This is a genomic window from Streptomyces sp. NPDC008079 (assembly GCF_042957385.1).
Classification (GTDB): domain Bacteria; phylum Actinomycetota; class Actinomycetes; order Streptomycetales; family Streptomycetaceae; genus Actinacidiphila.
Genome location: NZ_JBIBIC010000008.1, coordinates 18508 through 42891 on the forward strand (window position 1 = coordinate 18508; position 24384 = coordinate 42891).

The 24384-nt window shown below is 72.6% G+C and carries 21 protein-coding genes and 1 pseudogene; 11 read left to right on the forward strand and 11 right to left on the reverse strand.

Going from position 1 to position 24384, the window contains the following annotated elements; genetic code table 11:
- Positions 1 to 92 precede the first annotated feature (92 nt).
- The gene (gene eda / locus ACFZAM_RS18410) at positions 93 to 710 is read left to right on the forward strand and encodes a bifunctional 4-hydroxy-2-oxoglutarate aldolase/2-dehydro-3-deoxy-phosphogluconate aldolase (RefSeq protein ID WP_391047249.1); all 618 of its coding nucleotides are present in this window, start codon (positions 93 to 95) and stop codon (positions 708 to 710) included.
- Positions 711 to 786: 76 nt separating this feature from the next.
- Here the strand turns inward: eda and ACFZAM_RS18415 are convergent.
- The 3 genes and pseudogenes from ACFZAM_RS18415 to ACFZAM_RS18425 form a co-directional block, all read right to left on the reverse strand.
- A pseudogene (locus tag ACFZAM_RS18415) lies at positions 787 to 1482 on the reverse strand (histidine phosphatase family protein); the annotation flags it as partial.
- A gap of 20 nt (positions 1483 to 1502) precedes the next feature.
- Positions 1503 to 2246, reverse strand: coding sequence for a C4-type zinc ribbon domain-containing protein (locus tag ACFZAM_RS18420; protein ID WP_355345447.1), 744 nt, complete (start codon positions 2244 to 2246; stop codon positions 1503 to 1505).
- Positions 2243 to 3166, reverse strand: coding sequence for a Nif3-like dinuclear metal center hexameric protein (locus ACFZAM_RS18425; RefSeq protein ID WP_355345323.1), 924 nt, complete (start codon positions 3164 to 3166; stop codon positions 2243 to 2245). Before ACFZAM_RS18425 ends, ACFZAM_RS18420 begins: the two co-directional genes overlap by 4 nt.
- A gap of 337 nt (positions 3167 to 3503) precedes the next feature.
- Here ACFZAM_RS18425 and ACFZAM_RS18430 point away from each other — a divergent pair, with 337 nt between their 5' ends.
- Positions 3504 to 4907, forward strand: a complete 1404-nt coding sequence (locus ACFZAM_RS18430) for a hypothetical protein (RefSeq protein WP_391047251.1) — start codon at positions 3504 to 3506, stop codon at positions 4905 to 4907.
- A gap of 740 nt (positions 4908 to 5647) precedes the next feature.
- Here the strand turns inward: ACFZAM_RS18430 and ACFZAM_RS18435 are convergent.
- On the reverse strand, positions 5648 to 6301 hold the full coding sequence (locus ACFZAM_RS18435; protein WP_355345326.1) for a TetR family transcriptional regulator: 654 nt from the start codon (positions 6299 to 6301) through the stop codon (positions 5648 to 5650).
- A 157-nt stretch (positions 6302 to 6458) separates the two neighbouring features.
- On the opposite strand from ACFZAM_RS18435, the gene ACFZAM_RS18440 reads away from it, so the two are divergent.
- Positions 6459 to 7928, forward strand: coding sequence for an MFS transporter (locus ACFZAM_RS18440; protein WP_391047252.1), 1470 nt, complete (start codon positions 6459 to 6461; stop codon positions 7926 to 7928).
- Positions 7929 to 8341: 413 nt separating this feature from the next.
- On the opposite strand, the gene ACFZAM_RS18445 is transcribed toward ACFZAM_RS18440, so the two are convergent.
- The 3 genes from ACFZAM_RS18445 to ACFZAM_RS18455 all read right to left on the reverse strand — a co-directional run bounded on the left by ACFZAM_RS18445 (position 8342) and on the right by ACFZAM_RS18455 (position 11376).
- Positions 8342 to 9295, reverse strand: a complete 954-nt coding sequence (locus ACFZAM_RS18445; protein ID WP_391047254.1) for a 3-oxoacyl-ACP reductase — start codon at positions 9293 to 9295, stop codon at positions 8342 to 8344.
- Positions 9295 to 10380 (reverse strand): Zn-dependent alcohol dehydrogenase, encoded by a 1086-nt coding sequence (locus tag ACFZAM_RS18450; RefSeq protein ID WP_355345335.1) that lies wholly within the window; start codon positions 10378 to 10380, stop codon positions 9295 to 9297. The genes ACFZAM_RS18445 and ACFZAM_RS18450 overlap by 1 nt, the downstream gene beginning before the upstream one ends.
- Positions 10381 to 10500: 120 nt before the next feature.
- Positions 10501 to 11376 (reverse strand): MaoC/PaaZ C-terminal domain-containing protein, encoded by an 876-nt coding sequence (locus ACFZAM_RS18455; RefSeq protein WP_391047257.1) that lies wholly within the window; start codon positions 11374 to 11376, stop codon positions 10501 to 10503.
- Positions 11377 to 11678: 302 nt separating this feature from the next.
- On the opposite strand from ACFZAM_RS18455, the gene ACFZAM_RS18460 reads away from it, so the two are divergent.
- The 3 genes from ACFZAM_RS18460 to ACFZAM_RS18470 are packed head-to-tail and all read left to right on the forward strand — an operon-like array spanning position 11679 to position 14835.
- A complete protein-coding gene (locus ACFZAM_RS18460) occupies positions 11679 to 12722 on the forward strand; it encodes an ATP-binding cassette domain-containing protein (RefSeq protein WP_391047261.1) in 1044 nt (347 codons plus the stop codon).
- Complete coding sequence (locus tag ACFZAM_RS18465; protein ID WP_355345344.1) at positions 12719 to 13450, forward strand: ABC transporter permease; 732 nt, start codon at positions 12719 to 12721, stop codon at positions 13448 to 13450. Before ACFZAM_RS18460 ends, ACFZAM_RS18465 begins: the two co-directional genes overlap by 4 nt.
- Positions 13447 to 14835: a histidine kinase gene (locus ACFZAM_RS18470; RefSeq protein WP_391047263.1), complete on the forward strand. Its 1389-nt coding sequence runs from the start codon at positions 13447 to 13449 to the stop codon at positions 14833 to 14835. Before ACFZAM_RS18465 ends, ACFZAM_RS18470 begins: the two co-directional genes overlap by 4 nt.
- 27 nt (positions 14836 to 14862) lie before the next feature.
- On the opposite strand, the gene ACFZAM_RS18475 is transcribed toward ACFZAM_RS18470, so the two are convergent.
- Positions 14863 to 18543: a LamG-like jellyroll fold domain-containing protein gene (locus ACFZAM_RS18475; RefSeq protein ID WP_391047266.1), complete on the reverse strand. Its 3681-nt coding sequence runs from the start codon at positions 18541 to 18543 to the stop codon at positions 14863 to 14865.
- Positions 18544 to 18907: 364 nt separating this feature from the next.
- Positions 18908 to 19612, reverse strand: a complete 705-nt coding sequence (locus ACFZAM_RS18480; protein ID WP_391047269.1) for a PRC-barrel domain-containing protein — start codon at positions 19610 to 19612, stop codon at positions 18908 to 18910.
- A 265-nt stretch (positions 19613 to 19877) separates the two neighbouring features.
- Between ACFZAM_RS18480 and ACFZAM_RS18485 the strand changes: the two genes are divergently transcribed.
- The gene (locus tag ACFZAM_RS18485; protein ID WP_391047272.1) at positions 19878 to 20183 is read left to right on the forward strand and encodes a hypothetical protein; all 306 of its coding nucleotides are present in this window, start codon (positions 19878 to 19880) and stop codon (positions 20181 to 20183) included.
- On the opposite strand, the gene ACFZAM_RS18490 is transcribed toward ACFZAM_RS18485, so the two are convergent.
- Entirely contained in the window at positions 20176 to 20541 is a 366-nt protein-coding gene (locus tag ACFZAM_RS18490) for a nuclear transport factor 2 family protein (protein WP_355345356.1), read from the reverse strand. The genes ACFZAM_RS18485 and ACFZAM_RS18490 overlap by 8 nt on opposite strands.
- 203 nt (positions 20542 to 20744) lie before the next feature.
- On the opposite strand from ACFZAM_RS18490, the gene ACFZAM_RS18495 reads away from it, so the two are divergent.
- Positions 20745 to 21350, forward strand: a complete 606-nt coding sequence (locus tag ACFZAM_RS18495) for a response regulator (protein WP_391047638.1) — start codon at positions 20745 to 20747, stop codon at positions 21348 to 21350.
- A 4-nt stretch (positions 21351 to 21354) separates the two neighbouring features.
- Here the strand turns inward: ACFZAM_RS18495 and ACFZAM_RS18500 are convergent, their stop codons facing one another.
- Positions 21355 to 21957, reverse strand: a complete 603-nt coding sequence (locus tag ACFZAM_RS18500; RefSeq protein WP_391047275.1) for a TetR family transcriptional regulator — start codon at positions 21955 to 21957, stop codon at positions 21355 to 21357.
- 184 nt (positions 21958 to 22141) lie between these two features.
- Here ACFZAM_RS18500 and ACFZAM_RS18505 point away from each other — a divergent pair, with 184 nt between their 5' ends.
- The 3 genes from ACFZAM_RS18505 to ACFZAM_RS18515 all read left to right on the forward strand — a co-directional run bounded on the left by ACFZAM_RS18505 (position 22142) and on the right by ACFZAM_RS18515 (position 24373).
- Positions 22142 to 23131, forward strand: coding sequence for an NAD-dependent epimerase/dehydratase family protein (locus tag ACFZAM_RS18505; protein WP_391047277.1), 990 nt, complete (start codon positions 22142 to 22144; stop codon positions 23129 to 23131).
- 199 nt (positions 23132 to 23330) lie between these two features.
- Positions 23331 to 23714, forward strand: a complete 384-nt coding sequence (locus ACFZAM_RS18510) for an SRPBCC family protein (protein ID WP_391047640.1) — start codon at positions 23331 to 23333, stop codon at positions 23712 to 23714.
- A gap of 86 nt (positions 23715 to 23800) precedes the next feature.
- Entirely contained in the window at positions 23801 to 24373 is a 573-nt protein-coding gene (locus ACFZAM_RS18515) for a hypothetical protein (protein ID WP_391047280.1), read from the forward strand.
- Positions 24374 to 24384 lie beyond the last annotated feature (11 nt).

The window sequence follows — 24384 nt, forward strand, 5'->3', positions numbered from 1 at the left end:
GCGCGCGGCGCGACGGTACGGAGCAAGACCCTCGTTGCACTCTGCGCAACGGCCGTTGCGCACGCTGGCGCCCGCCAGGCAGGATGACGGGCATGACTTCCGTGCTCGACCTCGCCCCCGTCATCCCTGTGGTCGTCCTGGAGGACGCGGCGGACGCCGTACCGCTGGCGCGGGCGCTGGTGGCGGGCGGGCTGCCCGCGATCGAGATCACGCTGCGGACGCCCGCCGCGCTGGACGCGATCCGGGCCGTCGCGGACGGCGTCCCCGGCGCGGTGGTCGGCGCGGGCACGGTGCTGACGCCCGAGCTGACGGACGCGGCCGTGGGCGCGGGGGCCCGTTTCCTGGTCAGCCCCGGCTGGACGGACCGCCTCCTCGACGCGATGCGCGGCGCGGGCGTGCCGTTCCTGCCGGGCGTCTCGACCGCCTCGGAAGCGCTCGGGCTGCTCGAACGCGGCGTCACCGACATGAAGTTCTTCCCCGCCGAGGCGGCGGGCGGCGTCGCGTACCTCCGCTCCCTGGCCTCACCGCTCCCCCGGGCCCGCTTCTGTCCGACGGGCGGCATCGACGCGGCCCGCGCGCCCGAGTACCTGGCGCTGCCGAACGTGGGGTGCGTCGGCGGTACGTGGATGGTGCCGGGCGACGCGGTGCGGTCCCGGCGGTGGGATCTCGTGGAGAGCCTGGCGCGCGAGGCGGCGGCGCTGCGGGGCTGACGCCCTCAACAGCCGTACGGAGAAAGCCCGTACGGGAAAGGCCCGCACGGAGAAGGCCCGTACGGGAAAGGCCCGTTCACCGCAGGTGGGCCGTCTCGTTCAGCGAACGCAGCGACGCGTTGCCGTCCGCGTAGTACGCCACCTCCGAGAGCGACGCCGGGGCGAGGTACATGCGGAAGAGCGCTTCGGGCGGCGCGTCCAGGGCGAGGCGCGCGAGCGTCTTGATCGGGGTGACGTGGCTGACGAGCAGGACGGTACGGCCGCGGTGGGCGGTCAGCAGCGCGTCGCGGGCCGCGGCGACGCGGGCGGCGACGTCGGTGAAGCTCTCGCCGCCGGGCGGCGGGACGTCGGGTGAGCCGAGCCAGGCGGTGAGTTCGGCGGGCTGCCGGTCCCGTACCTCGGCGAAGGTGAGGCCGTCCCAGGCCCCGAAGTCCGTTTCGCGCAGGCCCTCTTCGAGGTGGACGTCCAGGCCGAGGCGGTCGGCGGCGATCCGGGCGGTCTCCCGGCAGCGGGCGAGCGGCGAGCTGACGACGGCCTCGATGCCGTGGCCTTCACTCAGTCGCCCCTCGGCGCGCACCGACTCCTCGGCGCGCACCGGCCCTTCGGCGCGTACGGCCAGCGCCGCCGCGGCCCGTTCGGCCTGGCGCCGCCCGGCGGCCGACAGCGACGGATCGCTTCCGCCGCTCCCGGAGAACCGCTTCTCCCCCGTCAGCGCGGTCTCGCCGTGCCGCAGCAGGACGAAGGTGGTGGGCGCCGCCATGTCGGGCGCCGCACCCTCGTGAACCAACGCCACTACAGGCCGGACTCAGCCGTACGCACCAAAATCCGGCGGCAGTTCTCGCACCGTACGACGGTGTTGGCGGGCGCGGCCCTGACCTCGTTCAGCTCGGTGATGTTGAGTTCGAGGCGGCAGCCCTCGCAGCGCTTCTGGTAGAGCCGCGCCGCGCCGACGCCGCCCTGCTGCCCGCGGAGCTTGTCGTACAGCTTGATCAGGTCGTCGGGCACGGTCCCGGCGATGACCTCGCGCTCCTTGGCCGCCGTGAAGCCCTCCGCGTCGATGCTTTCGATGGCGGCGGACTTGCGGGCCTCGGCCTCGGCGACCTTGGCCTGGACGGACTCGACGCGCGCGGCCAGTTCCGTGGCGCGCTCCTGGGCGCCCTCGCGGCGCTCCATGACGTCCAGCACGACGTCCTCCAGGTCGCCCTGCCGCTTGGCGAGCGAGGTGATCTCGCGCTGGAGGTTCTCCAGGTCCTTCGGCGAGGTGACCGCGCCGGAGTCCAGACGCTGCTGGTCGCGGGCGGAGCGCTGGCGTACCTGGTCGACGTCCTGCTCGGCCTTGGTCTGCTCGCGCGCGGTGTCGCTCTCCTCGGTCTGCGCGGCGACCAGCAGGTCACGGAGCTGCGCGAGGTCGGCGCCGAGCCGCTCCAGCTCGGCGTGCTCGGGCAGGGTCTTGCGCTTGTGGTCGAGTTGCGCGATACGCGAATCGAGGGCCTGGACTTCGAGAAGTCGGATCTGGTCGGCGGGCTCGGCGTTCAGCGGGGGGCTCCTGTGCGGCTGGAAGGGCGGGAAGTGGATTGCGGGAGTTCCCGGCCGCCCCGGAATTCCGGGGTGTCCGAGCGCTCCGGGGCGACAGCGTGCGCTGTCCACGGGTCGGTGACCGCGTACGAGACATGGGTGCGCAGCGCCCAGCCGTGCCGGTCGGAGATCTCGTCGAGCTGCGCGGCGGCCTGCTCGCACCACGGCCACTCGGTGGCCCAGTGCGCGGCGTCGACCAGCGCGGGCGGGCCGGACTCGCGCGCCTCGGAGACCGGGTGGTGGCGCAGGTCGGCGGTGACGTACGCGTCGACGCCCGCCGCGCGGACCTCGGCGAAGAGGCTGTCGCCCGAGCCGCCGCAGACCGCGACCGTACGGACCGTGGCCTGCGGGTCGCCGGCGATCCGCAGCCCGGTGGCGGTACGCGGCAGCCCTCGCGCCGCCCGCTGCGCGAATTCGGCCAGCGTCAGCGGTGCGGCGGTCTCGCCGATCCGGCCGAGGCCGCGGCGGCCCGCGGGGTCGGTGGGGTCGGGTACGAGCGGGCCGGTGATCCGCAGGCCGAGCGCGGCGGCCAGGGCGTCCGAGACGCCGGGGTCGGCGCGGTCGGCGTTGGTGTGCGCGACGTGCAGCGCGACCCCGTTCCTGATCAGGTCGTGGACGGCGCGGCCCTTGAAACCGGCCGGGCCGGTCGGCGCCACCGTCGTCGTACCGCGCAGATAGAGCGGGTGGTGCGTGACCAGCAGGTCCGCGCCGATCCGTACCGCCTCGTCGACGACTTCCCGCACCGGGTCGACGGCGAACAGCACGCGTCCGACCTCGGCCTCGGGCTCGCCGCAGACCAGGCCGACGGCGTCCCACGCCTCGGCCAGCTCCGGGGGCCAGAGGGCGTCGAGCGCGGCGATGACGTCGGACAGTGTGGGCACGGTAGGAAGGTTACCTGGCCGCCCGTGTCCGCCGGATGCCGTACGCCGTGACCGCGGGCGCCGGGGGGTGCCACGACGGGTGCGCGGGCCGGTCCGTCAACCGTGCGGCACCCGTTCGGCACCCGTTCGGCACCCGTTCGGCACCCGTGAGTCAAGGGCGCGCGGGGCGCATCCGAGGTCCGCGGGGAGCGCGACCGCTCGCCGGGCGGAGCACATCTGCCCCTTCGCGCGGAGCAGAACGGGAAAACCCGCACTCTTACGTGTGAACCGCACCGAGTCGCGTTGATCGTCCGGAAAAAGGAAAACTACGGTCCTGTGCCGGAGGTGGGTGAGTCATATGAGCGCCAGTACAGATGCCAGTGCCCGTGCCATGGAGATCCCCCCGGCCGTCCGCGTACTGCGCCGGTCGGGCTTCACGATCGCCGCGGACGGGTCGTACGCGGCCTGCCTCGCCGAGGCTCGCGTACCCGCGCCGGAGGGGGACGGGGACGTGGACGAGTACGGCGGGGGCGGCGTCAGCGGCTGGTTCCCCGAGCGGTGGACGCTCGGGCCCGAGCCGTACGCGGTGCCGCTGCCCGGCGCCCAGCCGGAGGAGGCCGGGACACAGGTCGTACCGCTGCCCGACGGCCGCGTCCTGATCCGGCGACGGGTCGCCGACCGCCACGACCTGGCGCTGCTGTATCCGGCGGGGGCCGGTACCGGGGAGGTGCCGATCGGGTCGCTCGGCGGGGATGCAGTAACGCTTCTTCCCCCGTGCCCCTTGGGCGGGGCTGCTTTCGCGCTCGTGTACGAGGGGGGTTCCGGCGAGAGGGGCTCCGCTGGTGGGGGCTCTGGCGAGGGGGGGTCCGCCGATGGGGGTTCCGGCGAGGGGGACTCTGCTGAGGGGGACGGGGTCACGACCGTCTGGCAGGTGTACGGCGCCGGGAAGGACGGGCCCGTCGCCGTCATGCGCGTGCCCGGCCGCTGCACCGGCGGCGTCTGGCTCGACCGTACGGGGCGGCTGCTCGCCGTCGACCGTACGCTCGCCGGCCGCACCAAGGCCGTCGCCGTCGACCTGCGACTCGGCGAGGCCAGCCCGCTCCTCCAGATCACCGAGGACAGCGACGACCGGCTCGTCCTCGCGGAACCCGACAGCGGGCTGCTGCTCCTGCGCAGCGACGCCACCGGGGAGGCGCGGCTCGGCTGGGGCGTCCTCGGCAGCCGTCGGCCGGTACGTTTCCCCGACGCGCTCCAGGTGCCGGGCATCCTGCTCACGCCGGTCGCCGCGCAGCCGGGGCAGATCCTGATGCCTGAGGCGGCGGTGGTCGCGCTCCGCGCGGAGGCGCCGGGCGGGGCGGAGTCACTGGCGCTGTGGCGGCCGGGTGAGCGGCGGCTGCACTGGCGGGCGTCCCCTCCGGGGTGGCTGGGGGCGACGGGGTACTGGGGGGCCGACGATTTGCTGCGGCTGCCGTGTTCGGTGCCGGAGTGGCCTTGCGGGGTGGCGCCGTACGAGGCGCCACGGGTGCGGCCTGCGGCCGGGGCTTCGGGGTCTCGGCGTGGGCGGGGTGCGGTGCCCGCCGCTCTGCCCGGGCCTGGTTCTTCCGCCGGCCGCGGCTCTTCCGGTGGCCTCGGTTCTTCCGGTGGCCTCGGTTCTTCCGCCGGCCTCGGCTCTTCCGGTGCGGCTCTGCCCGCGCCGACGCGGCTGCCCTGGCGGGTGCTGCCGCTTCAGCAGGCGCCGCTGGCTGCCGCCAAGGCGGGGTGACCCCCATGACCGTGACGTCGACCCCGCCAGTAGACTCACCCGAAGCCGCGCATCCGGGCACTCCGCGTGACCACCGCGGGGCGGCTTCGCCGCAGTCCGGGTCGAGTTTGTTCGCGCGCTTTCGGCGTAGGCCGGTTCGTTGTTCCACGGGGATTTCGGGGAGATTCAAGAAGATGTCGTCCGACGCGCGTTCCTCTCACGACCACGGGGGGTCCGGGGACAGCTCGGGGCGCCACCGGGGGCCTGCTTCTTCCTCTGAGGAGGGGGAGGCTCAGCCTCAGGGGAAGCATCGGCGTCCTTCGGACGATTAGCGGGTTTTTCTTTCCCGCCCGCCCACCCGTGCGGGTGTTTTCTTCGTCTGCGGGTGCCGCTTGTGCCTGGTCGGTGCCGGTCCGGGGTACCTCCTCGAAATCCGTCTCACCTGGTCCTGCGTATCCGGTGCCGTTCCTGTTGACGTATTTCTGCGGGGGCACCCCGGCCCGTCCCCTCCGGGTACGTCGGCGTCCGCCTGTCCGGTGGGGGTTGCGGAGGGGGGTGGGTGGGCTGAGGTGCGGGGGCGGCCGTCGGTCCACTGTGGTGCCGGGGCGGGGGTGGGTGGGCTCCGGTACGGGGGCGTCTGGCGGTCCGCTGTGCTGCCGGGACGGGGGTGGGGGGGCTCCGGTACGGGGGCGGTCGGCGGCCGGGGGTGGGGGGCCGCAGGCTTATGGGAGCCGTCCTCGATGCTCGGGGGCGGGGCCGACTTAGGCTTTGGCTTTGGCTTGGAGGCGGAGGCCGGTCAGGGTGAGGTCTAGGGCGGCGCGGAATTGGTCGATGTCGTCGTGGCCGTCGAATTCGTCGACGATTTCGTGGACGAAGGGGAAGTCGGCGGGGTCGAGTTCGCGCCAGGTCTTGGCGAAGCGGCCGAGGAATTCGTCGCGGTTGACGGCGCCGTTGAGGACTTCCGGCGGAGGTTCCTGGCCGAGGTCGACGGCGGAGCCGACGACGACGCCGACGATCGCGGAGACGGCGTGGAAGCGCTGCCGGGCCGTGAGGTCGAGGCGGAGGGTCTGTTCGCCGAGCTTCTCGTAGACGAGCAGGGAGTTGGCCTGCACGTCGGTGTTGCGCATGAAGTAGGCGCCGAGCCAGGGCCGGCGGACGATCGCGTCGAAGAGGCGCAGGGCCATGGCGCGAAGGTCGTCGATCGGGTCGTCGCTCCGCGGAAGGGCCTCGACGTCGGCGAGGATCGCGCCCATCGCGTGGTCGGTGGCGCGGTCGAGTAGTTCGTCCTTGCTCTCGACGTACCAGTAGATGCTGGCGACGCCGCCGCCGAGGCGCTGCGCGAGGGCGCGGAATGTCAGGCCGGGCGCCCCGGCCTCGTCCAGGAGGGCCACGGCCTCCGTGAGGACGGACTCCATCGAGTGAGAAGCCCGTCGGCGTCCCTGGGTCGAGCGGTCTTGCAGGCGTGCCATGGCTCACATCCCCATCGCGATCTTGCGTCGTATCGAACGTTGTTCTATCGTAGCGGATCGTACGTTGTTCGATAACCGAATGACGTTCGATTGGAGGACTGTCATGACCACTCCCACGCTTGAGAAAACGTCACATACCTACCCGTCCCTGAGCGCGGCGTGGATTCCGCTGGCCGCCCTCTGCCTGGCCTTCTTCGTCGAGATGGTCGACAACACGCTGCTGTCGATCGCGCTGCCGACGATCGGCCGCGACCTCGGCAGCGGGACGACCGCGCTTCAGTGGGTCACCGGGGCGTACTCGTTGACCTTCGGCGGCCTGCTGCTCACGGCGGGGTCGATGGCCGACCGGCTCGGGCGCCGCCGGGTGCTGCTGGTCGGACTCGCCGTGTTCGGCTCGCTGAGCCTGTGCGTCGTCCTCGTCACCACGGCGGGCCAACTCATCGCCCTGCGGGCCGCGCTCGGCGTCGCCGCCGCGGCGATGGCGCCGATCACGAACTCACTGGTCTTCCGGCTGTTCGACGACAAGGCCCTGCGCATGCGCGCGATGACGGTGATGATCGTCGTGGGCATGTCCGGCTTCGTCCTCGGACCGCTGCTCGGCGGCACCGCGCTGGCGCATGTGCGCTGGGAATGGCTGCTGGTCGTCAACGCCCCCATCGCCGTCATCGCGTGCGTCGGCGTCCGGCTCGGCGTCCCGGCCGACCGGCCGGAGGACCTGACCCACGACAAGCTCGACCTGCCGGGCGCCGTCCTGAGCGTCGCCGCCATCGGGCTCGCCTGCTACTCCCTGACCAGCGGCGTCGAGCACGGCTGGCTCTCCGCGATCACTCTCGCGTCGATCGCGGGCGCCGTCGTGGCCGCGATCGCCTTCGTCCGCCACGAGCGCGGCACCCCGGCGCCCATGCTGGACCTCAGCCTCTTCTCCAACGGCACCGTCCGCGGCGCCGCCATCGCCCAGATCGGCACGTCCATCGCGATGGCCAGCGTGATGTTCGGGCTGATCCTCCACTTCCAGTACGCCTACGGCTGGAGCCCGGTACGCGCCGGACTCGCCAACCTGCCGATCATCGTGACCATGCTCGCCGCGACCCCCTTGTCCGAATGGCTCGCCCGCCGCTTCGGCCACCGCATCGCCTGCCTCGTCGGCGCTGCCTGCCTGGCTGGCGCGCTCGCCGGTCTCTCCTGGGGCGTCGACCACGGCTACGCCGCCATCGCCGTCTGCATGGTGATCATGACCATCGGACTGCGCACCGTCATGACGATCTGCGCCGTCGCCCTCGTCGACGCCATGCCCAGCAACCGCACCTCCATCGGCGCCGCCCTCAACGACACCGCCCAAGAAGTCGGCTCCAGCGTCGGCACCGCCATGGTCGGCACCCTCATCGCCGCCCTCGTCACCACCCAACTCCCGCCCGGCACCTGGAGCAGCGACCTCGTCGCCTCCTTCTTCCGCGGCGAACGCGTCACCTACGCCCTCCTCTCCCTCCTCGTCGGCCTCATCGCCGCCGGCGGCGCCCTCACCCTCACCAACTCCCACACCCTCGAAGACCCCCCCACCGATTCCCCCGCCTGACCCCCCAGCCCCCTACCGACAGCAACCAGCAGCAACCAGCACCACAGCGGCCCGTCGAACGCCCCCGCACCCGAGCCGACCCCCCACCCACCCCACCGGCGGCCGGACGCCGACGCCCTCACCCCCACCCACCCCCGCCCCGGCACCGCAGCGGACCGTCGGCCGCCCCCGCACCTCAGCCCACCCACCCCCCTCCGGCCACCCCCACCGGACAGGCGGACGCCGACGTACCGGAAGGGGACGGGCCGGGGTGCCCCCGCAGAAATACGTCGACAAGAACGGCACCGGATACACAGGACCAGGAGAGACGGATTTCGAGGAGGTACCCCGGCCCGGCACCGACCAGGCACAAGCGGCACCCGCAGACGAAGAAAACACCCGCACGGGTGGGCGGGCGGGCGGGCAAAGAAAAACTACGAGCGGCGCAGCCCCAACACCTCAACGGCAGCGAAAGACCCCCGCTCCCCCCCTTCGAAATACGGCGTCAACACCCCCTCAAGCTCCCCATACGAAAACACCGACTTCGCCGTCTCGAACCGCGCCGCCACCACCGGCCGTTGCAGAACGGCCACCATCCCCCCGTGCACCACGAAAACCTGCCCGGACACCCCCGCGGCAGCGGGCCCGGCAAGGTACCCGACCAGCGGAGCGACATGCTCGGGGGCCAGCGGATCGAGCCCCCCGGGCTCGGCAGAGCCGAACACATCAAGAGTCATCCGCGTCCGCGCCCGCGGACAAATGGCGTTGGCGGTGACCCCGTACCGCCGAAGCGCCTCCGCCGTGGACGTCGTGAGCCCGACGATGCCCCCCTTGGCGGCGGCGTAATTCGGCTGTCCGGCCGACCCGGCGAGAAACGCCTCGGACGCGGTGTTGACGATGCGCCCGAAGACCGGAGCCCCGGAGGACTTGGCGCGCGAGCGCCAATGCGCGGCGGCGAACCGAATGGTGTTGAAGTGGCCCTTGAGGTGCACCCGGATGACGGAGTCCCACTCGTCCTCGGTCATGGAGAAGACCATGCGGTCGCGGAGAATCCCGGCGTTGTTGACGAGGATGTCGAGCTGCCCGTTGTGCTCGACGGCCAACTGGATGAGTTCCGACGCCTGTTCGTGGTCGGCGACATCGCCGTGGTGGGCGACGGCGCTGCCGCCGGCGGCGGCGATCTCGGCGACGACCTCCTGCGCCGGGGTGGCGGAGGAGGCGCCGGAGCCGTCACGGCCGGGCTGGCCGAAGTCGTTGACGACGACGTGCGCCCCGAGCCGGGCGAGTTCGAGCGCTTCGGCGCGCCCGAGTCCGCGCCCGGCCCCGGTGACGACGGCGGTCCGCCCGGCGAGCGGGAGTTCACCGTTCGGCATTGGCTGATCCCCCATCAGATCGTGATGCTCGTACGCAGCGCGACGCCCGTCCGCATCTGGTCGATCGCCTCGTTGATGTCCTCCAGGCGCACGCGGTGCGTGATCAGCCCTTCGAGGTCGATGCGCCCGGCGCGCCAGAGCCGGATGACGCGGTCGTAGGAGCGCAGGACATCGCCGCCGCCGTAGAGGGACGGCAGGATGCGCTTCTCGTCGAAGAACAGCTCGAACATGTTGATCTGGAGGTTGTCGTCCATGGCGCCCGCGCCGACGATGCACAGGGTGCCGCCGCGCCGGGTGGCGTCGTACGCGGCACGCGCGGTCGCGGACTTGCCGACCACCTCGAAGACGTAGTCGAAGCCCTCGCCCGCGGTGAGCCGGTTCTTGGCGTCGGCGAGGCCGTCGGGGTCGACGGACTCGGTGGCGCCGAAGCGGACGGCGGCCTCGCGGCGGGACTCGACCGGGTCGACGGCGACGATCTCGGCGGCGCCCGAGGCCCGCGCGCCCTGGATGACGCTGATCCCGACGCCGCCGCAGCCGATCACGGCGACCGACGAACCCGCCTCCACCTGGGCGGTGTTGAGGGCGGCGCCGATACCGGTGGTGACCCCGCAGCCGATCAGCGCGGCGATCTCGTACGGCACGTCGTCGGGGATCGGCACCGCGCACCTGGCGTCGACCACGACCTCCTCGGCGAAGGTGCCGGTCCCGGCGAAACCGAAGACGTCGGGTGAAGCGGCGCCGGGGCGGCGGTAGTTGGCGGTGCCCGCGTTGAGGAATCCGGCGATGCACAGCTCGGTCTGGCCGCGCTTGCAGGACGCGCACTCGCCGCACGCGGGCAGCCAGCAGACCAGGACGCGGTCGCCCGCCGTGACGGACGTGACGCCCTCGCCGACCTCGGCGACCTCGCCCGCGCCCTCGTGGCCCGGCACGAAGGGGGCGGGCTGCGGCAGGACGCCGCTCATCGCGGACAGGTCGGAGTGGCACAGTCCGGTGGCCTTGACGCGGATACGTACCTTGCCGGGCCCGAAGCCCGCGGTCTCGATGTCGTCGACGACTTCGAGCTTGTCCTGGCCGGTCTCCTGCTGGATGGCTGCGCGCACGGTACGGCTCCCCTCGGATGGTGCGAAGACGGTGGTCGCTACGGAGGCCCGGCCGACGACCGGGCCGAAAGCTGCTGAGCCGAGAGCCGCCGGGCGCGCGGCCCGGTGTGCCCCACGGGCTCAGGTGTGCTCGATGACGGTGTCCGCCAGGACCGGCGCCTCGTCCCGCTCCACGGCCGACACCGCGGCCACGATCCGGCCGGAGCCCGCGCCGCCGCCGTCCCCGTCCGCCCACATCCGTACCCGCAGCGTCTCGCCGGGGTAGACGACGCCCGCGAAGCGTGTCGCGTACGAACGGATCCGGGCGACGTCGCCGCCGAGCAGCGTGTCGGTGACGGCCTTGAGCGTGGCGCCGTACGAGCACAGTCCGTGCAGGATCGGGCGGTCGAATCCGGCGGTGGCGGCGAATTCGGGGTCGGCGTGCAGCGGGTTCCAGTCGCCCGACAGCCGGTAGAGCAGCGCCTGGTCCTCGCGGACGGGTACGTCAACGGCCTTGTCGGGGGCGCGAGTTGACGGTTCCGGGCGGCGGGAGGGACCGCGTTCGCCGCCGAAGCCGCCTTCGCCGCGGACGAAGATCTCGTTGTCGGAGGACCACAACGGCCCGTCGTGGTCGGCCACTTCGGAGCGCAGCACGATGACGGCGGCCTTGCCCTTGTCGTAGACGGCGGCGACCGATCCGGTCCGTACGGCACGGCCGCTCACCGGCAACGGCCGGTGGAGTACGAGGCGTTGGCCGCCGTGCAGGACGGCGGCGAGGTCCACGTCGATGCCGGGGCCGATCGAGCCGTCCACCGAGCCGGGCCCGCCGCCCGCGACGGTGGCGAAGCTCGGCAGGACGTGCAGCCGGCTCTCCAGCGTGTAGCGCAGTTCGTCCGCGTCGGTGGCCGGGCGCCCGGCGCCGATCCCCAGGTGGTAGAGGAGAACGTCCTTGTGGTTCCAGGCGATTTCGGTGCGGCGCGGCTCGGCCGCGAGGGCCTTGGCGACGTCGATGGGCATGGTCCCTCCGGGGCACTTCCGGTGGCGGCTACTTCCGGTGACGGGTACTTCCGGTGACGGGTACTTCCGGGGCGCTGGCTAGAACATGTTCTAGAGATGGCCCCTGTATAACGCAAAGCCCAGGAAGTGAGAAGAGCTGACACATCGTCAGCTAGTGGGATTCCCGGCCCGCCCCGCCCGTCGACGCGGCGGATTCCCGGCCGCCCCGCCCGCCGGGGCACCGCACCCGTGACATTTGTCCTGCCCCCCTGCGGACATTCCCCTCTGCCCGCCACCCCTCCCCCCTCCGTAGCGTCGTGGCCATGGAGAAAACCCCGTCCACGCCCCGGCCCGACACCCCGCCCGACACCCCGCCCGACGGCTCGCCAAGCACCCCGTCCGACACCTCGCCCGCCGTCCGCTTCACCGCCGTCCACAAGAGCTTCGGACCGGTCAGGGCCGTGGCCGGGATCGACCTGGAGATCGCGCGCGGCGGCACGATGGCACTGCTCGGCCGTAACGGAGCAGGGAAGTCGACCACCATCAGCCTGCTGCTCGGCCTGGACCGGCCGGACGCGGGCGAGGTGCGGCTGTTCGGCGGCCCGCCGCAGGAGGCGGTCAGGGCCGGGCGGGTCGGCGCGATGCTCCAGGACGGGCGGCCGATCCCGCGCGCCACCGTCAAGGAACTGGTGACGTTCGTGGCGGCCACGTATCCGCGGCCGATGCCCGTCGCCGAGGCGCTGTCGCTGGCCGGGATCACGGAGCTGGCGGGCCGCCGCGTGGACAAGCTGTCCGGCGGCCAGACGCAACGGCTCCGCTTCGCTCTGGCCGTCGCGGGCAACCCCGAGCTGATCGTGCTGGACGAGCCGACGGCCGCCCTCGACGTGGAGGCGCGGCGGGTGTTCTGGCGGTCGATGCGCGGTTACGCGGCGCGCGGCAACACCGTGCTGTTCTCCACGCACTACCTGGAGGAGGCGGACGAGCACGCCGACCGCATCCTGGTGATCGACCAGGGCCGTACCGTCGCCGACGGCACCGGCGAGCAGATCAAACAGGCCGTCGGCGGCACGCTCGTCTCGTTCGACCTCGCCGGGTCCGGCTCCGCGGGCCTGCGCACGCTGCCCGGTGTGACCGCCGTCGAGATCCGCGGCGACCGGGCCCTGCTGCGTACCTCCGACTCCGACGCCACCGTCGTCGCCCTCGCGGCGAGCGACCGCGTCCGCCGTCTGGAGGTCGTCCCGGCCAGCCTGGAGGACGCCTTCCTGACCCTGACCGCACCTCACCCGGCGACCGGGACCCCGGCCGCCGAATCCCCGGCGCCGCGCTCCACCCCCGCCCACCCCCTCCAGAAGGAAGCCGTCCGATGACCGAGTACGTGAAGCTCGAAGTCCGGCGCGCCCTGCGCGACCCCGGCTTCATCGTCATGGGCTTCGCCATGCCCGTGCTGATGTACCTGCTCTTCACCAACCTCGGGGTCGGCGGCGACGGCCAGGACAAGATCGACTACGCGCGGTACTACATGGTCGGCATGGCGGCGTACGGCGCGCTCGGCGCGTCGATGGGCATCGGGACCGGCGTCGCCGAGGACAAGGGGCTGGGCTGGCTGCGGCAGCTCCGCGTCACCCCGCTCAGCCCGTTCCGTGTGGTGGTCGGCCGGGCGCTGACCGCCGGGGTGACCGTCCTGCCCGCGATCTGCGCCGTCCTGCTGGCCGGGGCGCTGGTGAACGGCGTGCACCTGGCCGCGTGGCAGTGGGTCGCCACCGCCCTGCTGCTGTGGGTGGGCACGATCCCCTTCACCCTGCTCGGCCTCGGCAACGGCTACGGGCTGACCGCGCAGACCACCGGCGTCACGAGCATGGCCTGCATGATGGGCCTGTCGATCGTCGGCGGCCTGTGGATTCCGGTCGACGCCTTCCCGCGCTGGCTCGCCCGGATCTCCCAGTGGACGCCCGCCCAGCGCTTCGGCCAGCTCGGCTGGAGCGTGCTTGACCGGCACGCGCCCGGCGCGGGTACGGTGGCCGTGCTCGGCGGATGGCTGGTCGTCTTCGCCGGTTACGCCGTCCTCTCCTACCGGCGGGGTGCGCGGACCGCATGACGACGACGCGGCAGGCGACCTCCCGCCGGGACACGTACAGCGCGTACCGAACGGGGACGGTGACCGCCATGACGGCGAACAGCGGCATGGCCGACGGCGTGACCGACCGCCCGGCCGGCGGGGCGGGCCACCCGGCCGGCGGGGCGGACCACCCGGCCGAGAGCACGGACAAGCCGTGCGGCAGGGCCTGGTGGCGGCGCGGCACACCGCACGACTTCGCCCGCGAGATCGAGCACATCAAGTCTCCCGACGGCAACGCGCTCTACCCCTGGCTGCTGATGGTCATCGGCCCCGGCACCGACATCGCCCAGGGCCAGGTCCCCGCCCCCTGGCTCGCGGGCTGCGGCCTCGCGCTGTTCTGCCTCCTGTACGTGTTCACGGTCCGTTCGGCTTTCCACGAGCGGTGGCGCGGGGGGCCGGTCCCGTACCGTCTGCTGGGTGCGCTGGCCGTCTGTACGGCCACGCTGGCCATCGCCTACGGCGGGAATTTCCTGCTGCTGTACACGCTGGTCTCGCTGAGCGTCGGGGCCGTGGCCTCCACCCGCCGCGGCCTCGGCCTGATGCTGACGCCGCTGAGCGCGACCGCCGGAGTCACCGCGAGCACGCACGGCCAGGGCTTCTGGGGCACGGCGGGCCTGGCGTACGGCACCTTCCTGTCCGGCCTGGTCGTCTCGGTGATCATCACGCTCTCCTACGCCGTCGCCCAGCTCAGGGAGACCCGGCAGGAACTGGCGCGCAGCGCGGTCGCCCAGGAGCGGATGCGGTTCTCACGCGACCTGCACGACCTGCTCGGGCACACCCTGTCGGTGGTCGTGGTGAAGTCCGAGGCCGCGCGCCGGATCGCGCCGCGCGACATCGACGCGGCGCTCGCCCAGGTCGCCGACATCGAGGCGGTCGGCCGCCAGGCGCTCACCGAGATCCGCGAGGCCGTCACCGGCTACCGCGAGGGCAGCCTGTCCACCGAACTCGACCGGGCCCGGTCCGTCCTGACCGCCTCCGACATCGAGGTCGTCGTCCAGGAGTCGGGCCCGCCCCTGCCCCCGCAGACCGAGGCGCTGCTCGGCTGGGTCGTCCGCGAGGGCGTCACCAACGTCGTCCGGCACAGCGGCGCGACGCTGACCCGTATCGAACTCGCCACCGGGCGCGGCCGGGCCCATCTGACCATCAGCGACAACGGCCGCGGGTCCTGTCCGCCGCCGTCCGGTCAGGACGGCGACATCAGGACCCGCACCGGTACCGGCCTGCGCGGCCTGACCGAACGCCTCGCCGCCGCCGGCGGCTCCCTCACCTCGGGCCCGGCCGCCGACGGCGGCTTCCGCCTGACGGCCGCCCTCCCGGTGGAGGAGGACGCGGCCCCGGCCGGTCACGCCGTGTCGGCGCGCTGACCGGCCGGGGCCGCCGTCCGACCGGGGTCAGCCGTCGATGACCGACGTGATCTGGTCGGAGTCGGTCATCGCGCCCGACCAGACGCGGATGTCCTCGATCTGGCCCGCCAGGTAGTGCCCCCAGGTCGCGCCGACGTAGGCGCGGCCGCCGGTGAAGTCGCCCGCTCCCTGGACGGCGGTGAAGGGCTGGGTGTCCTGGAGGTTGTCGCCGAGGTAGAGGCTGACCGTGCCGGACTGGGCGTCGAGGACGCCGGTGACCTGGACGGTGCCGTCGGCGCTGCCGCCGCTGGGGTCGTCGTTGGGCGAGACGGCGCCGGTGAAGGTGCCGTCGGTGGCGACCCGGCCGAAGAGCCACTGGCCCTGGGGGACGGTGATGACGTTGCCGTCGTCGTCCAGTGTGGTGGTGGTGCCGGTGTACTTGAACCACACGCCCCACGAGGAGCCGTCGGCCGAGCGCTGCCCCGCGATCTGTTCGGTGTAGCCGACGGGGTGGGTGACCAGGGCCGCCGCGTCGAGCTGGGTGCGGGTGGTGACCGTGAAGGAGCCGGTGTCGTCCACGACGGAGCCGGGCGTGGAGACCGAACCGGTGGCGCCGTCGAGGGCGATGGTGTCGCCGTCGAGGGTGGCGCCGCCCGAGGTGGTCAGGGTGCGGCCGTAACCGGAGGCGGTGTCGGCGAGGGTGGTGCCGGAGGCGCCCGACGGGTCCCAGGCCGCGGTCAGTTCGACCTGGGCCTTGCCGTCGGTGCCGAGCAGCCGCGCCTCGTCGGAGGCTTCCTGCGAGGTCAGCGTCCGCTGCCAGACCTTCACCTCATCGATGCTGCCGGGGAAGTTGTACTGGTACGTCCCCCACTTGTACCGCCCGATCTGGAAGGCGCCGGTCGCCGACCACGAGCCGGTGGTGGTCGCGGTGCCCTGGAGCACGCCGTTCACGTACAGCGCGCTCTGCGAGGTGGCCGGGTCGTAGCTGCCCAGCAGGTGGGTCCACACCCCGGTCCTGGGCGGGGACTTGGCCGCCACTCCGTAGTACGCGGTGCCGGTGTTGGCGTCCTGCTGCTTGACCCCGAAGAACCAGGTGCCCAGGCCGTGGTCGTAGGCGAGGATGAACGGGCTGTACGTCACCCCGTCCTGGGAGAGCACGATGCCGTTGGGCGTGGTGGTGTCCAGCTTCACCCACGCCGAGACGGTGTACGCCGAGCGGGTCTCCAGTACGGGCCCCGCCGTCGAGGCGTACCCCGACGTCCCGTCCAGGTGCAGGCCCTTGTCCGGGGTGCTGCCGCCGTTGCCGTCCGGCAGGTCGCCGCGGCGGCCGTTGGCGTCGCGGACCGCGCCGGTGCCGGACAGCGTCGCGTTGTGCTGCTGCGCCGCCACGGTGGTCGAGGTGTCGACGGCCTGGCCGGCGCTCTCGTCGAAGCTCCACTGCCCGACCGGACCCGCACCGGCCGCGACCAGGAAGTCCTTCACCGTCTCCGCTCCCCACCGCCCGACGACGTCCTTGGCGCGGACGTCCAGGTGGTACGTGCCGGAGGCGGGCGGGGTGATCGTCGCGCTGGTGACCCCGGCCGCGAGCGCGATCCACGCGTCGGACGAGGACAGCTTGTACTCGTAGGCGGTGTTGGTGTCACCGGACGCGGGCCCGAAGACGACCTTGCCCTCCACGCCGGGACCGCCCGCCGGAACACAGGTGTTGGGCAGGCACTCGCTGTAGGTTCGCGCGAAGGTGACCGTCGGCGCCTTGGGGGCGGTGGAGTCGACCTTGAAGTAACACCAGCCGGTGGTCGAGCCGTTGGACGGTCCCGCCAGATAGCTGCTCTGGTTGTCGTAGTACGAACGGGTCCATGTGCGGTACCGGTACAGCGTGCCGTCGGTCAGGGTCGGTGCGGTGGCGACGCCGGGTGAGACGTTGTCGCCGACGAATCCGGTCGCGGGCCGCACGATGTCGCTGAACGCGCTCGACCAGGTGGCGCTGGACGCCGTGTACTTGTCCATGCTGAAGACCGAACGCAGCCGCGCGCCCGACTCGCCGCCCGCCGCCGTCTGCGGCACCGACGACAGCGCGGGCGTCGGGTCGGAGATCACCGACGGGTCGGCGCTCTTGGTCGAGCACACCACGCCGCTGCCCGTGACCAGACCGATCTTCGTCGGGAGCGCGGGGTTGGCCACGTAGTTGACGGACAGCGCCGCGTTGTTCTTGAACCGCTTCCACGCGGAGGTGTCGGACTCGTCGTGCGCGCGCAGTTCGAGGGTGAGCTTGGCGAATTTGCCCGCGGCGAAGTCCGCGACCGTGGGCGTCAGATTCTCATTCGTCTCGTCCGGGTTGTCGGCGAATTCGATCGGCGCGTCAGGGGAGTTGGGGTCGCAGGTCGAGCCGCGGCCGGCCGAGAAGGAGCGGTCGACCATCAGGTCGAGCTCCTTGGGGCGTGACGACCAGGTCGTGGACGACGAGAAGTTGTTCGTGCGCTCCAGGTCCGTCCAGCGCGCGTCGCACTGGAACGCCCAGGGCGAGGTGACGCGGAAGGTCGCCTTCAGGACCTTCTTGCCCTTGAGGGCGCCGGGGGTGAACTGGAAGTAGAGCCGCTGCGTGTAGCCGGGACCGCAGTAGTAGCCGTTCCAGGAGCCGCAGTGGCCGTCGCCCTCGCCGTTGGTGCCGTTGCCCCAGCCGTAGCTGCTGTAGCCGTCGCTGCGCAGGAGGGTGCGCTGCGGGGCGCCCGAGGCGAGCGACACGTCGGGGTCGATGTACAGCGGGTACGCGGCGGTGTCCTTGGCCGCGAGGAGGTGGGGGTCGGGGACGACGGCGACGGAGGTGCCGGTGACGTCCAGCGGGGTGGTGGCGGTGGTGGCGCCGGGGGCCGGGCCGTCTTCGGGGGCGAGGGCCTCGGCGCTGGGCGCGGTCTTTGTGGTGGGCGCGGTCTTGGCGCTGGGCGCGGCCTTTGTGGTGGGCGCCGTCTTCGCCGTGGGCGCGGCCGGGTTGTCGACCGGGTCGGACGCCGTACCGAGCGAGTCCCACATCTGGGCGGCCGAGGACGTGAACAGCTCCTGCCCGTCGGGGCCGACCGCGCTCAGCCCGCCGCTCGCGGTGTCGCTGACGTCCAGGCCGGAGGCGCGCATCCCGAACTCGATCCGCTTCAGCGCCGGATTGGCCGCCGCGGTCGGCGTCTTGACCACCAGCACCTCGCGGTAGCCCTGCGTGGTCGCCGTCATGCGCAGGTCCACGCCCGGCAGCACGTCGGCGTACACGGCGCTCTCGCCGTCCAGCGTCGGGGCGGGCAGCGTGCCGGGCCAACTGAAGGCCAGCGTGCGGCCGTTGCGCCCGATCGTCACCAACGGGGCGGTGCCGCCGCCGGAGAAGGCCAGGTCCACCACGGCCGCCTTCGGAGCCAGGCTCCCGTCGGCCTTCCTGGCCAGTGTCGCGTCCGGCTCGGCCCAGGAGCCGTCCGCCCGCGCGACCCGTATCGGGGCCGTGAACTGGTCGAGCCGCATGGTGATTCCGTCGGGATTCGCGTACGTCGTCGTGTTCTCCGTACGCGCCCCCACCACCTCCACCGGCTGCCCGGACGCCTGCGCCTGGTCCAGGTCCCGCTGCGCCTCGGTCTGCGGTGCGGGCGCGGGGTCCGCCGTCGCGTCCAGGGGCGTCAGCCCCGCCCACGCCACCGTGGCCGCCGCCCCCACCGCGACCCCCCGCCACGCCAGCTTCCGCGCTCTGCGCCGCATACGAATATTCACAGTCCGCCCCCACCCCGTTCCACCCGAACTCCCCTATGAGCGAAGTGGATTCTGTGTCCATCTAACGAAGCGCGTCAATCCTTTCAGGAAAAAATTAAGTGGAATCCCGCCTTCTGCACCTGCCGCCACCTGCTCCGATACGTACCTCGGGGTTCACGAACCCCGAGGTACGTACAGCCTTTTCCCGCCACCCTTTCCGCGGGCCGGATTCCGGGACGAATTCCCCCCGCAGCCCCTTTATCCGCTTTTCCTCCGGTCAGTCCGCCGCCACAACCCCCGCCCAGTCCAGCCCACCCCGCGCCCCGACCCCGGACGCGTAGCCGCCGCCGGCGGTGAAGAACGGGGTCGATCTCTAGGACCTGTCGTCGGGGGCGGGAGGGGGCGGAGGGGTGGAGGGGGTCGCCTCGGTTGTCGGGGTGGGGGTCTCGGAGGAGACGGGGGGCTCCGAGGGGGTGGGGGGCTCGGAGGAGACGGGGGGCTCCGAGGGGGTGGGGGGCTCGGAGGAGACGGGGGGCTCCGAGGGGGTGGGGGGCTCGGAGGAGGTGGATGCGGGTGGGGTGGTTTCGGCGGGGGTGGCCTTGCGGAGGCGGGAGCGGGTGGGGGCGGGGGTCGGGTCGTCGGAGAGTTCCTGGATGTCGTCCATGCCCTCGTCGTGGCCGGTGAGGGGGGCGGTGGGGCGGTCGGCGCCCACGCCCGGGGCGCCGGACGCCTGGCCCTCCGGCGGGAGGAGCCCGTAGTGGGCGTACAACTCCTGCTCCTGGTCGAGTCCGAGGTGCTGCTCGGCGTCCTCGCGCGGCGCGGCCTTGATCGTGTCGAGGTCGTACGCCACCCGCAGCACACCGCCGCCCGTGTCGCGCCCGATCTCGTGCTCGGCGCCTGCCAAGGGGACGAACGTCTCCTCGAAGCCGTGCATCCCGGTCCTCACCGTCACCCACTGCGGCCGACGGTCCCAGTCGTCCACGTACACATGGCTGACCCGGCCGATGAATTGCCCGTGCCGGTCGTGGATCGTCAGTTCCCTCAATGCCTCGGAACTCCCGAAGACGTCATCCGTCATACGAATTCACTCCTCTACGACGTGCCTGCGGCCCAACCGGAAAAGGTGCGGCACCGTCCTCCCGCGAACCGCGTGCCCGACGAGGCCACCTTCTCCCATCCCGACCGCTACCCCGTGGCGGGACACCTAGGGCTTTTCTTTCAGATCATCGGATCTGCGCGCGAGGTCGTCCCGCTCGCCCGGGTGCGGCTGCCGCGCATCGGCTCGATCAGGCGGGAACGCCTCGCGTACGTACCGGTTCCGGCCCGAGGTGCGGCTGCCGAACGTGTACATCCTGTGGCAAGCCCTCACCGAGCGCCCGGACCGCACGGACCCCGAGGGCGGTGTGGCCGGCTTCATCGCCGTGCACGAGCTCGCCGGAGTGTTCCCGGCGGGCTCCTGGGAGCCGGTCCGCGCGTCCGAGGCGCGGTCGGGAGTACGGCTCTGGTCCGGGCGCCCCGCCAAGGCGGCTTCCGGCGAGGCGGCTTCTTCCGGCGAGGCGGCCGATCCCGGTGCCCTCCCCTGGCACGACGTCCTCGCCGAGGTCACGTCGTGGGGAACTCGGGGGCGGCGGGGGAATCGGCCTACTTGATCTCTCCGGCGAAGACGATGACCTGGTCGATGAGGCTCCGCCGCAGATGGACGACGTCGGTTCCCGTCAGGCGGGGGCCTCCGTCGGGAGTGGTGAAGACCCACTCGTACCGGGCCCACTCATCTGGCATGTCCACCGCCGAGCAGCGCTCCATCGTGCCGGCCCCCGCCGGATGGCGCCGGATGTCCAGCACGAAGCGCTCGACCGCCTCGATCCCCTCGCTGCGTCCCAACGGCCCCCAGAAGAGGACATCCGAGGTCAGGGCCTGGGAGAGCAGCCCGGTCACATAGGTGTCGTCCGACGCGTTGAACGCGGAGATGAACGTGTCGATCGCGGACTGCGCGGTCTCTTCATGCATGTACCAGTAGTACCAGCCCACTCGCGGCAATAGTCGCCGTGCGAGCCATGTCCCGGACACGGCGGGCGGACCGCGCGGGCGGGGGCTGTCTAGGGTGGCGGCTGCCTAGGGCGAGGGCTGTCTAGGGTGGGGGGATGACCGACGGGGAGACAGGGCAGGGCGGGGAGCGGGGCGGCGAGCACGGCGACCGGCGGGACGGGGCGCTGACGCGGGTGCTGCTCGCGGAGGACCAGGGGATGATGCGGGGCGCGCTCGCGTTGTTGCTGAATCTGGAGGACGACCTAGAGGTCGTCGCGCAGGTGGCGGCCGGGGACCGGATCGTGGCGGAGGCGCTGGAGGCGCGGCCGGACATCGCGCTGCTGGACATCGAACTGCCGGGGCGCAGCGGGCTCGACGCGGCGGCGGAGCTGCGCGAGCGGCTGCCGTCGTGCCAGGTTCTCATCCTCACCACGTTCGGCCGGCCGGGGTATCTGCGGCGAGCCATGGAAGCGGGCGCGGCCGGATTCCTGGTCAAGGACGGGCCCGTCGAGGAACTGGCCCACGCCATCCGCCGTGTCCTGCGCGGCGAGCGCGTCATCGACCCGGCGCTGGCCGCGGCCGCGCTCAGCGCGGGGCCCAGCCCGCTCACCCCGCGTGAGCGCGACGTGCTCAACGCCGCCGCGGACGGCTCCACCGTCGCCGACATCGCGGCCCGCGTCTTCCTCTCCGAGTCCACCGTGCGCAATTACCTCTCCGCGGCCATCGGCAAGACCGGCACCCGTAACCGCATCGAAGCCGTACGCCACGCGCGCCAGAACGGCTGGCTCTGACCCCTCACGCCAGCGAGGCGAGGAACGCTTCGGCCGCGTCGTCGACGCGGGCGCGGTCGCCGGTGGCGAGGAGGTCGAGGAGCAGGCCGCGAACGGTGGCGATGACGAGGGTGGCCGTACGCACTGCCGACTCGGTTGATACGTCGGGCCCTTGGGCGGCGCACAGGGCGTTCATCCAGTCGGTGACGACGTGGTCGAGGAAGTCGGAGAACTGCTCGGGCGCCTGGAGCGCCCGCCCGTAGACGGCGAAGAAGAGCCGGAACTCGGCGCCTTGGCGCGGGTCCGAGGCGCGTCGCCAGACGGCGCGTACGGACGTCGCCAGATCGGGCTGGTGTCCGGCCGTCTCGTTGGTGGCCTGGAAGATGCGCTCGCGCAGGCGCCCGAGGACGGCCTGGAGCATCTGCTCCTTGGTGCCGAAGCGGTGGACGAGGGTCGTGGGCGACACCCCGAGGGCGGCGGCGACCGGCCGCCACGACACCTCGGAGAAGCCGTGCTCGACCGTGTAGTCGACCACCGCGTCGAGCAGTTCCGCGCGCCGCTGGTGGTCGACGGGGCGCCCCGCCATCGCTGCCTCCGGTTGATCGTCGCGGTCGTTCGTGATCGTCACGGTCCGTCGTGATCGTCGCGGTCCGTCCTGTTCGTCGCGGTCCGCCGTCGTCCATCCTCCCTCGCGCACCGGCCGCCGTCACCGCTTGACTTTTCTTGCACGACCGTACAAAGAATAGAGGGTGACCGCAAGGCCGCCCGCTACGGATCCGCCGGACGGGCGCGCCCCTTTCTGGAGGTTCCCCATGCGCGTTTTCGTCACAGGAGCGTCGGGCTGGGTCGGCCGCGGGCTCGTACCCGAGCTGATCACCGCGGGTCACTCGGTCGTCGGGCTCGCCCGCTCCGATGCCGCCGCCCGGACCCTGCGGTCCGCGGGCGCCGAGGTCCTGCCGGGGTCGCTCGACGACCTCGGCACGCTGCGGGAGGCCGCGGCAGCGTCCGACGGGGTCGTCCACCTCGCGTTCAAGCACGACATCGCCTTCGCGGGCGACTTCGCCGGTGCCACCGACGCCGACCGCGCGGCGATCGAGACCTTCGGCGAGGCCCTGACCGGTACGGACAAGCCCTTCGTCATCGCCTCCGGCATCCTCGGCGTGCTCGGGCTGGCGCCCGGCGTCGTCGCCACCGAACGCGACGGTCTCGCGCGGGCCGCGAGCACGGAGGGCGACACCGATAGCACCGACGGCGGTGACGGCACCACCGCCACTGACAGCACCGACGCCCCGATCAGCGGCTCCGGCGGCCGGATCGGCAACGCCCACTACGTCCAGGCCCTCGCCGGCCACGGCGTCCGCTCCTGCGTCGTACGCCTCCCGCCCGCCACGCACGGCACCGGCGACAACGGGTTCATGCCGGTCGCGATCGGCTTCGCGCGCGAGAAGGGGGCCGCGGCCTACGTCGGCGACGGCGCCAACCGCTGGCCGTCCGTCCACCGCGACGACGCCGCCCGGCTGTTCCGCCTCGCGCTCGAATCCGCGCCCGCCGGTTCCGTGCTGCACGCGGTCGCCGACGAGGGCGTACCGATCCGCGAGGTCGCCGAGATCTTCGCCGCGCATCTCGGCGTCCCCGCCGTCTCCGTCACGGCCGAGCAGGCCGGGGAGTACGTCGGCTGGCTCGGCCGCTTCTGGGCCGTCGACGGCCCCGCCTCCGCGCGGATCACGCGCGATCTGCTCGACTGGCGGCCGACCCGCCCCGGCCTGCTCGCGGACCTGAAGGACGGCCACTACTTCCGCTGAGCGCCGCGGGATTCCCGCGATGTCCGATTCGTTCAAGAAAACGGCGCCGGTCGGCCGTAGCGTCGCGGTCATGGACAACAGCAACGGCACGGACAGCGCAGGCAGGGACGGCGCAGGCAAGGGCGGCGCAGGCAAGGACGGCTCAAGCAGGGACGGCTCAAGCAGGAAGGGCGCAGGCAGGGAATCCCGGCACCTCGGCATCCGTATCGACCGTCCCGTCAAGGACGTCTACGACTACGCCTCGGACCCGGCGAATCTGCCGGAGTGGGCGCACGGGCTGGGCGGCTCGATCGAGGAGATCGACGGTCAATGGGTCGCGCGATCCGCCCCCTTGGGGCGGGTGACCGTCGCCTTCTCGCCCGCCAACGAGTGGGGCGTGCTCGACCACGACGTCACGTTGCCCTCCGGGCGGACCGTCTCCAACCCGGTCCGGGTGATCGCGGACGGCCCGGCCAGCGAGGTCGTCTTCACGCTTCGGCGACAGCCGGAGACGAGCGACGACGAATTCCGGCGCGACGCCGAGTCCGTCACCGCCGACCTGGCCCGGCTCAAGAGCCTGCTCGAAGCGGCCGGACGGCCGTAAGGCGCCCCCGCGGGTGTCAGTGCCGTGCGATAGACAACTCCTCACAGACTCCGGCGGTAGCGGGAACGAGCGATGAGGGGGCCACCATGGCGGTCGAGGGCGCGGCGGCGGATACGGAGGCCGGGCTGGCCGGGCGTACCGAGGTGGTCGGCGGGATCGAATCGCTGGTCCTCGACGGCCGCCGCCTCTGGTTCGGCTTCGACTTCACCTCCGACCAGGTGCTCTCCCCGCTGATCGACGACGCGGGAGCCATGGCGCGGTTCGCCGCGCGGCACATGCGGCAGCGCACCGGCGCCCACGACGAGGCGTACTGGGCGGAGCTGGTCGCGTCGGCCGTCGACAGCTCGGACCTGGTGTGGCGCGACGAACAGCGCGCCTTCACCACGAGCGCCTTGGAGGCCGGGGACGCGGGCCCGGCGGCCGGACACCTGCTGTACCTGCTCGACGCGGCCACCGAATGGGACGGCCACGCGCCCGCGGACCTCCCAGCAGCCGGCCTCCCGGCCGATGTCCCCGCCGACCTCCCCGCCGACCTCCCCGCCGAGGGGGAAGAGGCCGAACAGGCACTGCGCGCCCACCACGCCGTGGGCAACTGGTCCCTGCTCTTCGCCCCCTACATCCGCGGCCTCCCGCACAGGACGTCCGCCCGCGGGCGGTAGCCAGGGACAGG

Excerpts from the sequence above, each read along its gene's own strand:
- ACFZAM_RS18505 (WP_391047277.1), top strand. The coding sequence starts at position 22,142 with ATGCGCGTTTTCGTCACAGGAGCGTCGGGCTGGGTCGGCCGCGGGCTC.
- eda (WP_391047249.1), top strand. The coding sequence starts at position 93 with ATGACTTCCGTGCTCGACCTCGCCCCCGTCATCCCTGTGGTCGTCCTG.
- ACFZAM_RS18430 (WP_391047251.1), top strand. The coding sequence starts at position 3,504 with ATGAGCGCCAGTACAGATGCCAGTGCCCGTGCCATGGAGATCCCCCCG.
- ACFZAM_RS18440 (WP_391047252.1), top strand. The coding sequence starts at position 6,459 with ATGACCACTCCCACGCTTGAGAAAACGTCACATACCTACCCGTCCCTG.
- ACFZAM_RS18490 (WP_355345356.1), bottom strand. The coding sequence starts at position 20,541 with ATGCATGAAGAGACCGCGCAGTCCGCGATCGACACGTTCATCTCCGCG.
- ACFZAM_RS18455 (WP_391047257.1), bottom strand. The coding sequence starts at position 11,376 with ATGCCCATCGACGTCGCCAAGGCCCTCGCGGCCGAGCCGCGCCGCACC.
- ACFZAM_RS18515 (WP_391047280.1), top strand. The coding sequence starts at position 23,801 with ATGGCGGTCGAGGGCGCGGCGGCGGATACGGAGGCCGGGCTGGCCGGG.
- ACFZAM_RS18435 (WP_355345326.1), bottom strand. The coding sequence starts at position 6,301 with ATGGAGTCCGTCCTCACGGAGGCCGTGGCCCTCCTGGACGAGGCCGGG.
- ACFZAM_RS18465 (WP_355345344.1), top strand. The coding sequence starts at position 12,719 with ATGACCGAGTACGTGAAGCTCGAAGTCCGGCGCGCCCTGCGCGACCCC.
- ACFZAM_RS18460 (WP_391047261.1), top strand. The coding sequence starts at position 11,679 with ATGGAGAAAACCCCGTCCACGCCCCGGCCCGACACCCCGCCCGACACC.
- ACFZAM_RS18445 (WP_391047254.1), bottom strand. The coding sequence starts at position 9,295 with ATGGGGGATCAGCCAATGCCGAACGGTGAACTCCCGCTCGCCGGGCGG.
- ACFZAM_RS18470 (WP_391047263.1), top strand. The coding sequence starts at position 13,447 with ATGACGACGACGCGGCAGGCGACCTCCCGCCGGGACACGTACAGCGCG.
- ACFZAM_RS18475 (WP_391047266.1), bottom strand. The coding sequence starts at position 18,543 with ATGCGGCGCAGAGCGCGGAAGCTGGCGTGGCGGGGGGTCGCGGTGGGG.
- ACFZAM_RS18480 (WP_391047269.1), bottom strand. The coding sequence starts at position 19,612 with ATGACGGATGACGTCTTCGGGAGTTCCGAGGCATTGAGGGAACTGACG.